This window comes from Pseudomonas sp. CYM-20-01 (genome assembly GCF_023169845.1).
Taxonomy (GTDB): domain Bacteria; phylum Pseudomonadota; class Gammaproteobacteria; order Pseudomonadales; family Pseudomonadaceae; genus Aquipseudomonas; species Aquipseudomonas azotoformans.
The window spans coordinates 6,318,175-6,332,130 of record NZ_AP025169.1 but is presented as its reverse complement, the minus strand read 5'-3'; the positions used below and the strand labels follow the sequence as shown (position 1 = coordinate 6,332,130).

The window sequence follows — 13,956 nt, the reverse complement described above, 5'->3', positions numbered from 1 at the left end:
AAGCCCCCTCCCACACTGGATCCCCGCCACATTCTTGACCGCCTACATCTGTTTAATCGAGGCCTGCATGTCTTTCGATCTCGCCGCGCGTCTCGCTGCCCGCCGTGCCGAACACCTTTATCGCCAACGCCCGCTACTCGACAGCCCCCAGGGCCCGGAAGTGGTGGTGGACGGCCAGCCGCTGCTGGCGTTCTGCAATAACGATTACCTGGGCCTGGCCAATCACCCGCAGGTGATCGAGGCCTGGCGCGCCGGTGCCTCGCGTTGGGGTGTGGGCGGCGGCGCTTCGCACCTGGTGGTCGGGCATGCCACGCCACACCATGAACTGGAAGAAGCCCTGGCCGACCTCACCGGTCGCCCGCGTGCGCTGCTGTTTACCACCGGCTACATGGCCAACCTCGGCGCGGTCACGGCATTGGTGGGGCAGGGCGATACGGTGCTGGAAGACCGTCTCAACCATGCGTCGCTGCTGGATGCGGGCTTGCTCTCGGGTGCGCGTTTCAATCGTTACCTGCATAACGATGTGCAGAGCCTGGCCAAGCGCCTGGAGAAAGCTACCGGCAATACCCTAGTGGTCACCGATGGTGTATTCAGCATGGACGGCGACCTGGCCGACCTGCCCGCGCTGGCCCGCGAAACCAAGGCCAAAGGCGCCTGGTTGATGGTAGATGACGCCCATGGCTTTGGCCCCCTGGGCGCCAACGGCGGCGGGATCGTCGAGCATTTCGGCCTGAGCCAGGAGGACGTGCCGGTGCTGGTCGGCACCCTCGGCAAGGCGTTCGGCACGGCCGGGGCATTTGTGGCCGGCAGTGAAGAGCTGATCGAAAGCCTGATCCAGTTCGCCCGCCCGTACATCTACACCACCAGCCAACCGCCCGCCCTGGCCTGTGCCACCTTGAAAAGCCTGGAACTGTTGCGCAGCGAACATTGGCGGCGCGAGCACCTCAACCGCCTGATCCGCCAGTTCCGCCAGGGCGCCGAGCAGATTGGGCTGGAGCTGATGGACAGCTTTACGCCGATCCAACCCGTCCTGATCGGCGACAGCGCCAAGGCCGTGCGCCTGTCGCAGATGCTGCGTGAACGCGGCCTGATGGTGACGGCGATCCGCCCACCCACCGTGCCCGCCGGCAGCGCGCGTCTGCGCGTGACATTGACGGCAGCCCACAGCGCGGCGCAGGTGCAGCTATTGTTAAACGCATTGGAAGCGTGTTTCCGCTTGTTAGGCAGTTCGGAGCGAGGCCATGCGTGATCGACTGATATTACTGCCCGGCTGGGGCCTCGGTGTATCGCCGCTGGAGCCGTTGGCCGCCGCCTTGCAAGGTTTGGACGAGCACCTGCAGGTGCAGATCGAACCGTTGCCTGCACTGGACTCCAGCGACCTGAACGAGTGGCTCGACGAACTCGACGCTACGCTGCCGGACAACGCCTGGCTGGGCGGCTGGTCCCTGGGCGGCATGCTGGCCTCGGAACTGGCGGCGCGGCGCGGCGAACGTTGCTGCGGCCTGCTGACGCTGGCGAGTAACCCGTGTTTCGTCGCCCACGCTGGCTGGCCAAGCGCGATGCCCGCCGAGACCTTCGATGCATTCCTCGCCGGCTGCCATGCCGACTCCCAAGTCACCCTCAAACGCTTCGGTTTGTTGTGCGCCAAGGGTGCCGAAGACCCGCGCGGGCTGTCGCGCCTGCTGGTCAGTAGCGCGCCGAACACGCCGCCCAGTGTGTTGATGCCCGGCCTTGAGCTACTCGCCCAGTTGGATACCCGTGAAGCCTTATTGGCCTATCGCGGCCCGCAGTTGCACCTGTTCGCCGGCCTGGATGGGTTGGTGCCCGCCGAAGCCGCCAGCGACCTGCTGGCCCTGCTGCCGGATGTTGAAATCGGCCTGATTGAACAGGCCGGCCACGCTTTTCTTCTGGAAGACCCTCACGGTGTAGCGGGGGCCATCCAGGCTTTTTTGCATGAGTGCGTCGATGACTGATTTATCCCACGCCCCGCTGCCGGGTGCGTTGCCGGACAAGCGCCAGGTGGCGGCGTCCTTTTCCCGTGCCGCCGCCAGTTACGACAGCGTCGCCGAGTTGCAGCGGGCGGTGGGCTGCCAATTGCTGGCGCGCTTACCGGCCGATACCGCGCCGCAACGTTGGTTGGACATGGGCTGCGGCACCGGTTATTTCAGCCGTGTGCTGGGGGAGCGCTGGCCCGCCAGCCAAGGCATCGCGTTGGACATCGCCGAAGGCATGCTCAACCACGCACGCCCCCTGGGTGGCGCCGAGCACTTCATCGCCGGCGACGCCGAACGCTTGCCGCTCAAAGCTGACAGCGTGCAGCTGATCTTCTCGTCCCTCGCGGTGCAGTGGTGTGCGAATTTCGAGGCGGTACTCAGCGAGGCCCATCGGGTGTTGCAACCGGGCGGTGTGCTGGCCTTCGCCAGTCTCTGCACGGGCACCCTGGAAGAGCTGCGCGAGAGCTGGCGTGCGGCGGATGGCCTGGTGCATGTCAATCGCTTCCGCACCTTCGAGGCGTATCAACAAGTGTGTGCGGCCAGCGGCCTGCGGGTGGTGAGCCTGGAGCGCCGTCCTCATGTGTTGCATTACCCGGATGTGCGCAGCCTGACCCACGAATTGAAGGCCCTGGGCGCGCATAACCTCAACCCCGGTCGCCCCGGTGGGTTGACGGGGCGCGCGCGGATTGTTGCACTGGTGCACGCGTATGAGCGGTTCCGCCAGGCCCAAGGCCTGCCGGCGACTTACCAAGTGGTGTATGCCGTACTGGAGAAACCTCTATGAGCGCCGCCTACTTCATCACCGGCACCGACACCGATGTCGGCAAAACCACCATCGCCGCCGGTCTGTTGCACGCGGCGCGGCAAGCCGGCAGAAGCACCGCGGCGGGTAAGCCGGTGGCCTCCGGTTGCCAGGTCACGCCCAAGGGCTTGCGCAACGCCGATGCGTTGGCGTTGCTGTCCGAATGCTCGCTGCCGTTTAGTTATGCCGAGGTCAATCCGGTGGCGTTCGAACCGGCCATCGCACCCCATCTGGCGGCGCGGGAGGCGGGTTTCTCGCTCACCGTGCAATCGTTGTTGAAGCCCATGCAGCAGATCCTGGCACGGCAAGCGGATTTCACCCTGATCGAAGGCGCCGGTGGCTGGCGCGTGCCATTGGCTGACCAGGCGAATATGTCGGACCTGGCCATGGCGCTGAAATTGCCGGTGATCCTGGTGGTGGGGGTGCGCCTGGGTTGCATCAGCCATGCCTTGCTGACCGCCGAAGCCATCGCCCGGGATGGCCTGCCGTTGGCCGGGTGGGTGGCGAATATCATCGACCCCAAGACCTCCCGTCTGGAAGAAAACCTTGCCACCCTGGCTGAGCGCCTGCCTGCGCCATGCTTGGGGCGTGTGCCGAAACTCAAGCACGCCGGGGCTGAAGCGGTTGCCGAGTACTTGCAACTGGACCTGCTTGACTGATTTTGGCTATCGACAAGGCATTATGCCATTATTGTTTTTGACGAGCCCTTTGACGGGATATCTGCTTCAATTCAACTTCACGATTCTCTAAAGGCAGGCTTACGCCATGGAAATCTCTGGAAGCAGCGCGTTTTACTCGGGCCTGAGCAGCATTCAGTCCGGGCAGAACCGTGTCGATCAGGCCGCCGGCAGAATTGCCAGCGCCGCGACCACTCAGCCATCGGACGCGCAAAGCGACCGTCTGCAAGCCAACGACCGCGCCCAGCCGTCCAACTCGGCCAGCAACATGGTTGAAATGGCCCAAGGCAAGTTCCAAGTGGAACTCGGCGCTAAAGTCGCCAAGGCTTCCGATGAAATGCTCGGTACCCTGATCGACACCTACGCCTGATCTGCTGGCGCTAAAAAATGTGGGAGGGGGCTTGCCCCCGATAGTGATGGACCAGCCAATGTGTGTATGGCTGACACTGCGCTATCGGGGGCAAGCCCCCTCCCACATTTTTACTGTGTCGTCCTTCTGAACTTCTACACTCCCCCAGTCATGTGGCGTCTAGCCGCAAGCGTTACCGTGCGCGCCATTGACCCGCGTCATGACAAACGGCATCCGGACGACGCTTGACATCCCCAGGTCGTAAACGTATGTTTCAAACACCTGTTTGACCGCCCCAACACTTCCACGCGGTTGTTCATTCCAGATACATCAGCAGAGGTTTATCGCTATGCCTGACTACAAGGCCCCCTTGCGTGATATTCGCTTCGTTCGTGACGAACTGCTTGGCTATGAAGCGCACTATCAGAGCCTGCCGGCTTGCCAGGACGCTACCCCGGACATGGTTGACGCCATCCTTGAAGAAGGCGCCAAGTTTTGTGAGCAAGTGCTGGCACCGCTGAACCGCGTGGGCGACATCGAAGGCTGCACCTGGAGTGAGTCGGGCGTTAAAACCCCTACCGGTTTCAAAGAAGCCTACAAACAATTCGTAGAAGGCGGCTGGCCAAGCCTGGCCCACGACGTGGAGCACGGCGGCCAGGGCCTGCCGGAATCCCTGGGCCTGGCCGTGAGCGAAATGGTCGGCGCCGCCAACTGGTCGTGGGGCATGTACCCAGGCCTGTCCCACGGTGCGATGAACACTATCTCCGAGCACGGCACGCCCGAGCAGCAAGAGGCCTACCTGACCAAACTGGTGTCGGGCGAATGGACCGGCACTATGTGCCTGACCGAGCCACACTGCGGCACCGACCTGGGCATGCTGCGCACCAAGGCCGAGCCTCAGGCGGATGGTTCCTATAAGGTCTCCGGCACCAAGATCTTCATCTCGGCCGGTGAACACGACATGGCCGACAACATCGTCCATATCGTACTGGCCCGCCTGCCGGACGCACCGGCCGGCACCAAAGGCATCTCGCTGTTCATCGTGCCGAAGTTCCTGCCGAACGCCGATGGCTCGATTGGCGCGCGCAACGCCGTGAGCTGTGGTTCCCTGGAACACAAGATGGGCATCCACGGCAACGCCACCTGCGTGATGAACTTCGACGCGGCCACCGGTTTCCTGATCGGCCCGGCGAACAAAGGCCTGAACTGCATGTTCACCTTTATGAACACCGCTCGCCTGGGTACCGCGCTGCAAGGCCTGTCCCACGCCGAAATCGGCTTCCAGGGTGGCCTGAAATATGCCCTCGATCGCCTGCAAATGCGCTCCCTGACCGGCCCGAAAGCCCCGGACAAAGCCGCCGACCCGATCATCGTGCACCCCGACGTGCGCCGCATGCTGCTGACCATGAAGGCCTTTGCCGAAGGCAACCGTGCGATGGTGTACTTCACCGCCAAGCAAGTGGACATCGTCAAATACGGCACCGACGAAGACGCCAAGAAACAGGCTGACGGCCTGCTGGCCTTCATGACCCCGATCGCCAAGGCGTTCATGACCGAAGTCGGCTTTGAATCGGCCAACCACGGCGTGCAGATCTACGGCGGCCACGGCTTCATCGCCGAGTGGGGCATGGAGCAGAACGTTCGCGACAGCCGCATTTCGATGCTGTACGAAGGCACGACCGGCATCCAGGCCCTCGACCTGCTGGGCCGTAAAGTGCTGATGACCCAAGGCGAAGCGCTCAAGGGCTTCACCAAGATCGTGCACAAGTTCTGCCAGGCCAACGAAGGCAACGAAGCGGTCAAAGAGTTCGTTGCACCGCTGGCTGCGCTGAACAAAGAGTGGGGCGAGTTGACTATGAAGGTCGGCATGGCCGCGATGAAAGACCGCGAAGAAGTGGGTGCCGCCTCGGTGGACTACCTGATGTACTCCGGTTACGCCTGCCTGGCTTACTTCTGGGCCGACATGGCGCGCCTGGCGGCCGAGAAACTGGCTGCCGGCACCACCGAAGAAGCGTTCTACACCGCCAAGCTGCAGACCGCGCGCTTCTACTTCCAGCGCATCCTGCCGCGTACCCTGGCCCACAAAGCCACCATGCTGTCGGGTGCCAACAACCTGATGGACATGAAAGAAGAAGACTTCGGCCTGGCTTACTAAGCCTTACCGGTTCACTTCCAGAGCCGCCGCTCCTCTACGGGGGCGGCGGCTTTTTTGTGGGCGATAAAAAACCACACCGCAGCACTCAGGGATTACCGCCGGCTGCCGTTACAGTGATGGCAATGTGATGCATGTGTGTCAGGTTGTGCTTAACTGTCCATATAGAGGCACAGTGCCATCATTTTTTGCGGGTCGGAGTTTTACCCTTGTCACGCGTGTCCGCTGTACGTTTCAGTCATTTTCTACCTTCGTTGCTGCTCTTGCTGGCCGGGCTCTCGGCTGCGTACGTCAAGGACCTCAACGTTTTCTTCACCTCACTGTTCAATGTGTTGCCGACCCTGGTGCTGTTGCTCGGTGGTTCGTACTGCGCGGTGTACCGCCGCCAGCGTGAACTGTTCCTGATGATCACGGTATACATCGCCTACTTCCTGCTCGATACCCAGACCGACTTCTACCGCGACAATGGCCGCGTGCGCGAAGACGCCGCCGTGGTGTTCCACCTGTGCTGCCTGCTGCTGCCGTTGTTGTTCAGCATCTACGCGCTGTGGCAGGAGAAGACCCACCTGTTTCGTGACTTTGTCGCCCGTGGCGCGGTGTTGCTGGCGGTGGGCAGCGTGGCCCTGGCGCTGGAGCAGAGTTATCCCCAGGCGGTGCTGAACTGGCTGGCGGAGATCCGCTGGCCGGCGCTGCATGGCAGCTGGATGAGCCTGATCCAGCTGTCGTACCCGATGTTCCTGATCGGCTTCCTGACCCTGGCGGCGCAATACTGGTACCAGCCGCGCCCGCTGCATGCGGCGCAACTGGTGGGGTTGCTGGGCCTGTTCTGGATGTTGCCGCAGACGTTCATCCTGCCCTTCACCCTGAATATCATGTGCAGCCAGGTGATGCTGATGATCGCGGCCGGTGTGGCCCACGAGGCTTATCAAATGGCCTTCCGCGATGAGCTGACCGGCTTGCCGGGGCGTCGTGCGCTGAACGAGCGCATGCAGCGGCTGGGGCGCAACTACGTGCTGGCGATGAGCGACGTCGATCACTTCAAGCGCTTCAACGACACCCATGGTCATGACGTGGGCGACCAGGTATTGCGGCTGGTGGCGAGCAAGCTGTCCAAGGTCAACGGCGGCGGGCGCGCCTACCGCTACGGTGGTGAAGAGTTCGCCGTGGTGTTCGCCGGCAAGACCCTGGATGAATGCATGCCGCACCTAGAGGAGATCCGCGAGATCATCGCCGACTACGACATCAAGCTGCGTAATTCGGACCGCCCCCAGGACGATCAACAGGGTCGCCAGCGCCGTTCGGGCAGCGGCGCCTCCAGTGTCTCGGTGACCATCAGTATCGGCGTGGCCGAACGCCAGGCCGAGCAGCGCTCCCCCGAGGAAGTGCTCAAGTCCGCCGACCAGGCGCTGTACGCCGCCAAGGGCGCCGGGCGTAACTGCGTGGTGGCGTCCGGGCAGACCCGGCGTGGCGCGGTGCGCATGCAGAGCGCTGCCGGTTGAGTGATGGCGGTGTATTCAGCGGTTCTACAGTGATTGTCCCAGGCGTTGGCCGGCAGTAGGTTGAAACCATCTGCTGACGGAGACATTGCCATGCCTGAGTACAAAGCTCCCCTTCGCGACATGCGCTTTCTGATCGACAACGTGTTTGATTTCCACGGTCACTACGCCGCGTTGGGTGCCACCGACGCCAGCCCGGACATGGTCGGCGCGATCCTCGAAGAGGGCGCGAAATTCTGCGAGAACGTACTCGCGCCGCTCAACCGCAGCGGCGACGAAGAAGGCTGTCATTTCGACAATGGCGTGGTCACCACGCCCAAGGGCTTCAAGGAAGCCTTCGCCCAGTACGTGGAGGGCGGCTGGCACGGCGTGGCGGCGGACCCGGCCTACGGTGGCCAGGGCTTGCCGCAGTCGCTCGGCCTGGTGCTGAGCGAGATGATCGGCTCCAGCAACACCTCCTGGGGCATGTACCCGGGGCTGACCCACGGCGCGATGTCGGCGATCCACGCCCACGGCACCGCCGAGCAAAAAGACACCTATCTGACCAAGCTCACAGCGGGCGAATGGACCGGCACCATGTGCCTCACCGAAGCTCATTGCGGCACCGACCTGGGCCTGATCAAGACCCGTGCCGTGCCCCAGGCAGACGGCAGCTATGCGGTCACCGGCAGCAAGATCTTCATCTCCGCCGGCGAACACGACATGAGCGCCAATATCATCCATCTGGTGCTGGCCAAGCTGCCGGATGCGCCGGCAGGCACCAAGGGTATCTCGCTGTTTATCGTGCCCAAATTCCATGCCGATACGGGTGAGCGCAATGCGGTGCACTGCGGTTCCATCGAATACAAGATGGGCATCAAGGCGTCCGCTACCTGTGTGCTGAACTTCGATGGCGCCAGGGGCTTCCTGATCGGCGAGCCGAACAAGGGCCTCAACTGCATGTTCACCATGATGAACCACGCGCGCCTGGGCACCGGCATGCAGGGCCTGTGCAATGGCGAAGCGAGCTTCCAGGGTGCGATCAAATACGCCAACGACCGTCTGCAAATGCGCGCGCTGACCGGCGCCAAGGCCCCGGACAAAGCGGCTGACCCGATCATCGTGCACCCCGATGTGCGCCGCATGCTGCTGACCATGAAGGCCTTCAACGAAGGCAACCGCGCACTGACCTACTTCACCGCGCAATTGCTCGACACCGCGCACCTGAGCAGTGACGCCGGCCAGCGCCAGGATGCCGAAGACCTGTTGGCGTTCCTCACGCCCATCTGCAAAGCCTTTATGACCGATACCGGCCTTGAGGTGACCAACCACGGCATGCAGATCTTCGGCGGCCACGGTTACATCCGTGAATGGGGCATGGAGCAGCTGGCGCGCGATGCGCGGATTGCGCCGATCTATGAAGGCACCAACGGCATCCAGGCCCTCGACCTGCTGGGGCGCAAGGTGCTGGGCAGCCAGGGCAAGTTGCTGCGTGGGTTTACCAAAATCGTGCATAAGTTCTGCGGGGCGAATGCCGAGCACCCACAACTCAAGGCCTATGTGGCGCAGCTCAATCAGTTGAACGGGGAATGGGGCGAGTTGACGACGAAGGTCGGCATGGCCGCCATGAAGAACGCCGATGAGGTGGGCTCGGCAGCCGTGGATTACCTGATGTACAGCGGTTACGTGGTGCTCGCGTACCTGTGGCTGCGCATGGCGATCGCTGCTCTTGAACAGCCAGATGGCGATTTTGCCAAGGCCAAGCTGGCCACGTGCGAGTTCTACTTCAAGCGTCTACTGCCGCGTACGGCTACCCATCGCGCTGCCGTGGAAGCGGGCAGCGAATGCCTGATGAGTCTGCCTGCGGAGGCGTTTGCGTGGTAATGACTTAAAAATACCAATCAGTCACAAGTGGACCCTATGTGTCTGAAAAGTTGTTCGGGTACACTCTGAGCCTGTAAAACCGACTCTTACCGAATTATTTTTCACGTTCTCACGAGGTTTGCCATGGCTGATTACAAAGCGCCGCTGCGTGATATGCGCTTCGTCCTCAACGAAGTCTTTGAGGTCGCCACCACTTGGGCCCAGTTGCCGGCATTGGCAGACACCGTTGACGCCGAAACCGTAGAGGCCATCCTCGAAGAAGCCGGCAAGGTCACCGCCAAATCCATCGCCCCGCTCAGCCGTGGTGGCGATGAACAAGGTTGCCGTTGGGATAATACCGCCGTGTTTACCCCGGACGGTTTCCCACAGGCCTACAAAACCTACGCTGAAGGCGGTTGGGTGGGTGTAGGCGGTGATCCTGCGTTCGGCGGCATGGGCATGCCCAAGGCCGTGTCGGCCCAGGTCGAAGAGATGATCAACTCGTCGAGCCTGGCCTTTGGCCTGTACCCGATGCTGACGTCTGGCGCCTGTGTGTCGATCAACACCCACGCCAGCGAAGCACTCAAGGCCACATACCTGCCGAAGATGTATTCCGGCGAGTGGGCCGGTTCCATGTGCCTGACCGAGGCCCACGCCGGGACCGACCTGGGGATGATCCGCACCAAGGCTGAGCCGCAGGCGGACGGTTCCTACACAGTCAGCGGCACCAAGATCTTTATCACCGGCGGTGAGCACGACCTCACCGATAACATCATCCACTTGGTCCTGGCCAAGCTGCCGGACGCGCCGGCGGGGCCCAAGGGGATTTCGCTGTTCCTGGTGCCGAAGTTCATGGTGAACACCGACGGCAGCCTGGGTGCCCGTAACGCTGTGAGCTGCGGCTCCATTGAGCACAAGATGGGGATCCAGGCGTCGGCGACCTGCGTAATGAACTTCGACGAGGCCGTGGGTTACCTGGTGGGCGAGCCGAACCGAGGTCTGGCGGCGATGTTTACCATGATGAACTACGAGCGTCTGGGGGTGGGTATCCAGGGCCTGGCGTCCGGCGAGCGTTCCTACCAGAACGCCATCGAATACGCCCGCGACCGCCTGCAAAGCCGTGCACCGACCGGCGCCCAGGCCAAAGACAAAATGGCCGACCCGATCATCGTGCACCCGGACGTGCGGCGCATGCTGCTGACCATGAAAGCCGCCAACGAAGGTGGCCGGGCGTTCTCCACCTACGTGGCGACGCAACTGGACATCGCCAAGTTCAGCGACGACGCCGCCGCCCGTGAGCGTGCGGATAACCTGGTGGCGTTGCTGACACCCGTGGCAAAGGCGTTCCTGAGCGACCTGGGTCTGGAAACCACTATGCTGGGCCAGCAGGTGTTTGGCGGCCACGGTTACATTCGCGAGTGGGGCCAGGAGCAACTGGTGCGCGATGTGCGCATCACCCAGATCTACGAAGGCACCAACGGCATCCAGGCTTTGGACCTGATGGGACGCAAGATCGTCGGCAGTGGCGGGGCGTTCTACACCTTGTTTGCCGATGAGATCCGCGCGTTCATTGCCTCGGCGGGGGCCGAGCTGGCTGAATTCACCAAACCGTTGAGTGCGGCGGTGGATAACCTGGATGAGTTGACCGCCTGGGTGCTGGACCGCGCCAAGACCAACCCGAATGAGATCGGCGCGGCGTCGGTGGAGTACCTGCATGCCTTTGGCTACATGGCGTATGCCTACATGTGGGCGCGCATGGCCAAGGCCGCGTTGGGCAAGGAGTCGGAAGAAGACTTCTACGCCAGCAAGCTCGGGACTGCACGCTTCTACTTTGCGCGCCTGTTGCCGCGCATCCACTCGCTGAGTGCATCGGTAAAAGCCGGTAGCGAATCACTGTTTTTGCTGGATGAAGCCCTGTTCTAAAGGCTTGGAGGGCGTGTAAGCATTCTCTTACATGACGTACTGCTATTCGTCCTCTATCGCCATATTGGATCCACGGATAATCTACTTCACATGGACGTCGCGCAGGAAGCGCAAAGCAACAACACGGACACGTAGGATTCTGCCAGGACGGCGGAGTGAAATGGATGTCAGGGAAACAGTCTGCAAAGCCCCGCTTCGGCGGGGTTTTCTTTTGCCCGCGAAAAAGTCAGGCAGGCGCCTGCGGGGCATTCATCACGTCTTCCAGCAAGGTGCGCAGCAACGCCACCGTCGCCTGCTGGCGTTGCACATCGCGGCATACCAAACCGACTTTCAGCGGCACCCTGGGTTCACTCAAGGGTTTCCACAGCAGCGCCTGGCTGTTGTGTTCATCCTGGGAGCGCCCCGGCAGTACCGTCGCCAGCTTGGTATGAGGCAGGCTATCGAGAATTCCCGCCATGGTATTGAGCTCTGCCTGCACTTGCGGGCGCCGCCCGAGGTTGGACAGTTGGCCCTGCCAGATCTGCCGGACCTGGAATTCTTCCCCGAGCAGCAACATCGGCAACTCTGCGGCCTGCTTCAGTGAGACTTTCTTGAATTCGCGCAAGGGATGGTCTTCTGGGATGACCACCTTCAACTCATCTTCGTACAACAACACGCCGTGCAGCCCCGGCTGGCGTGGCGGCAAGTAGCTGATGCCGATATCCAGCGAGCCGTTGAGTAGCCGCCGCTCAATCTCAATTCCAGTCAATTCGTAAATCTGCACCACCAAATGTGGCTGGGCCTTGCGCACGCGCTCAAGCATCTGCGGGACCAGGCTGGTGTGCACAGTTTGCAGCACGCCGATGGCCAACGTGCGCATCGCCTGGCCCTTGAAGTTGCGCAGGGCCTCAACCGCCTGCTGCATGCCATCGATCAATGGCAGGGCGTGGTTGTACAGCGTATGCGCCGCCAGTGTCGGCAGCAGGCGCTTGCTGCTGCGTTCGAACAGGCTCACATCCAGGTTCTGCTCCAACTGGCGAATCTGCTGGGACAGCGCCGGCTGGGAGATCGACAGACGCTCGGCGGCACGGCCTACGTGGCCTTCCTCATACACCGCGACGAAATAACGCAGTTGCTTGAAATCCATAAGACTTACTTATCGAAAAAGCTGGAAAATCGAAATGGCCGCTGGCCCCCGAGGCGCCTAGTCTAGCGCCTATTCGCAGGGCTTACAGGGCCGGATCGGGCAATGAACAGCGTTTATGTTGATAGCGTTTACATAGGCAAGGCAAAAAACCTCAAGGCAATAATGACGGGTCGCAGCGACCAAGGTCCGATTACTATTGGGGGTGAATCATGAATCTGTTCCGTCGCCCCGCGCCGAGCCTGGACGATTTAGTTCTGGAGACGCCCAGCGATAATCCTCCCAACGAATCCCTGATGCCCTCCGTAGCGCGGCCACCCCAAGTCTTCGTGCGCGGCCAGGGTTCCTGGCTGTGGGACAGCGATGACAGGGCTTACCTGGATTTCAGCCAGGGAAACGCCGCCAACAGCCTCGGCCACAGCCCGCAGGTGTTGATCAAGGCACTGGCCGACCAGACTCAGGCGCTGATCAACCCAGGCAACGGCTTGCATAACCGCGCTCAACTCAACCTCGCCGAGCGCCTGTGCCATCGCACCGGCAGTGACCAGGCTTACCTGCTTAACAGCGGCGCGGAAGCCGTTGAAGCCGCGATCAAGTTGGCGCGCAAATGGGGCCAACTGCATCGCGGCGGCGCCTATCGCATCATCAGCGCGAGCGGTGGTTGCCATGGCCGTAGCTTTGCGGCGATGTCGGCGTCGGCAAGTACGCTTGAAAACCGTTTTGAACCACAGTTGCCCGGTTTCAGCCATGTGCCCTTCAACGATCTGCCGGCCCTGCATGCAGCAGTCGACGCACAAACTGTCGCCATCCTGCTGGAGCCGATCCAGGGCGAAGCGGGTGTAATCCCCGCGACAGAGCACTATCTCAAGGGCGTCGAGCGCCTGTGCCGTGAACTGGGGATCTTGCTGATCCTCGACGAAGTGCAAACCGGCATGGGCCGCTGCGGCACTTTGCTCGCCGAGCAACAATACGGCGTACGTGCCGACATCATCACCCTCGGCAAAGGCCTGGGTGGTGGGGTTCCCGTTGCAGCGCTATTGGCTCGCGGCAAGGCCTGTTGCTTCGAAGTGGGCGAGCTGGAAGGCACCCACCATGGCAACGCGCTGATGGCGTCGGCCGGGCTGGCAGTACTCGACTCCGTGCTGGAGCACGGCTTTATGGATCACGTGCGTGAGACCGGCTTGTACCTGGGCGAAGGTCTTGCCCGCCTGGCCTACCGCTACGGCCACGGTCAACTGCGTGGCCATGGCCTGATGTGGGGCCTGACGTTGTCGGATGATTCTGCGGATGCTGTTGTAAAAGCGGCGCTGCACGAAGGCCTGATCCTTCAAGCTCCGCAACCCAACTGCCTGCGCTTCACCCCGGCCCTGACCGTGAGCAAAAGCAACATCGACGAAATGCTCCTGCGCCTGGCCCGCGCCTTCTCCCGCGTGCGTACCGCCCAACTGCAATGCCGCAAGGGTATCGCCGTTTAACCCTTATTCCTGAACCGTCTCGCGGTCTACGCAGCGCCTCCGGCCTGATTCTTTTGGCCGGGGGCGTTTTTTTGCCTGGATGGCCCAACGCCAGATCCCACTGAACCCTCACGAACGCCCAAG

Annotated in this window: 11 protein-coding genes; 10 read left to right on the top strand and 1 reads right to left on the bottom strand. The window is 62.0% G+C overall.

The window, feature by feature from the left end; all coding sequences use genetic code 11:
• The first annotated feature begins 67 nt into the window (after positions 1–67).
• The 9 genes from bioF (at position 68) to M2497_RS28905 (ending at position 11,235) form a co-directional block, all read left to right on the top strand.
• Complete coding sequence (gene bioF, locus M2497_RS28945; protein ID WP_248484975.1) at positions 68–1,249, top strand: 8-amino-7-oxononanoate synthase; 1,182 nt, start codon at positions 68–70, stop codon at positions 1,247–1,249.
• The gene (locus M2497_RS28940; protein ID WP_248484974.1) at positions 1,242–1,973 is read left to right on the top strand and encodes an alpha/beta fold hydrolase; all 732 of its coding nucleotides are present in this window, start codon (positions 1,242–1,244) and stop codon (positions 1,971–1,973) included. The genes bioF and M2497_RS28940 overlap by 8 nt, the downstream gene beginning before the upstream one ends.
• A complete protein-coding gene (gene bioC / locus M2497_RS28935; RefSeq protein WP_248484973.1) occupies positions 1,966–2,778 on the top strand; it encodes a malonyl-ACP O-methyltransferase BioC in 813 nt (270 codons plus the stop codon). The genes M2497_RS28940 and bioC overlap by 8 nt, the downstream gene beginning before the upstream one ends.
• Positions 2,775–3,455 carry a dethiobiotin synthase gene (gene bioD, locus M2497_RS28930; protein WP_248484972.1) on the top strand — a complete coding sequence of 227 codons (681 nt, stop codon included), beginning with the start codon at positions 2,775–2,777 and terminating at the stop codon, positions 3,453–3,455. The genes bioC and bioD overlap by 4 nt, the downstream gene beginning before the upstream one ends.
• Before the next feature lie 106 nt (positions 3,456–3,561).
• Positions 3,562–3,843: a hypothetical protein gene (locus M2497_RS28925; RefSeq protein ID WP_058426691.1), complete on the top strand. Its 282-nt coding sequence runs from the start codon at positions 3,562–3,564 to the stop codon at positions 3,841–3,843.
• Positions 3,844–4,171: 328 nt separating this feature from the next.
• Entirely contained in the window at positions 4,172–5,977 is a 1,806-nt protein-coding gene (locus M2497_RS28920; protein WP_248484971.1) for an acyl-CoA dehydrogenase C-terminal domain-containing protein, read from the top strand.
• Between the two features lie 206 nt (positions 5,978–6,183).
• Entirely contained in the window at positions 6,184–7,473 is a 1,290-nt protein-coding gene (locus M2497_RS28915; protein ID WP_248484970.1) for a GGDEF domain-containing protein, read from the top strand.
• A 90-nt stretch (positions 7,474–7,563) separates the two neighbouring features.
• Positions 7,564–9,333 (top strand): acyl-CoA dehydrogenase C-terminal domain-containing protein, encoded by a 1,770-nt coding sequence (locus M2497_RS28910; RefSeq protein ID WP_248484969.1) that lies wholly within the window; start codon positions 7,564–7,566, stop codon positions 9,331–9,333.
• Between the two features lie 123 nt (positions 9,334–9,456).
• Complete coding sequence (locus tag M2497_RS28905; protein ID WP_248484968.1) at positions 9,457–11,235, top strand: acyl-CoA dehydrogenase C-terminal domain-containing protein; 1,779 nt, start codon at positions 9,457–9,459, stop codon at positions 11,233–11,235.
• A 226-nt stretch (positions 11,236–11,461) separates the two neighbouring features.
• Here M2497_RS28905 and M2497_RS28900 read toward each other — a convergent pair whose 3' ends face one another.
• Positions 11,462–12,361 carry a LysR family transcriptional regulator gene (locus M2497_RS28900; RefSeq protein WP_179030327.1) on the bottom strand — a complete coding sequence of 300 codons (900 nt, stop codon included), beginning with the start codon at positions 12,359–12,361 and terminating at the stop codon, positions 11,462–11,464.
• Positions 12,362–12,570: 209 nt separating this feature from the next.
• On the opposite strand from M2497_RS28900, the gene M2497_RS28895 reads away from it, so the two are divergent.
• Positions 12,571–13,833, top strand: a complete 1,263-nt coding sequence (locus M2497_RS28895) for an aminotransferase class III-fold pyridoxal phosphate-dependent enzyme (RefSeq protein ID WP_248484967.1) — start codon at positions 12,571–12,573, stop codon at positions 13,831–13,833.
• The last annotated feature ends 123 nt before the right edge of the window (positions 13,834–13,956 follow it).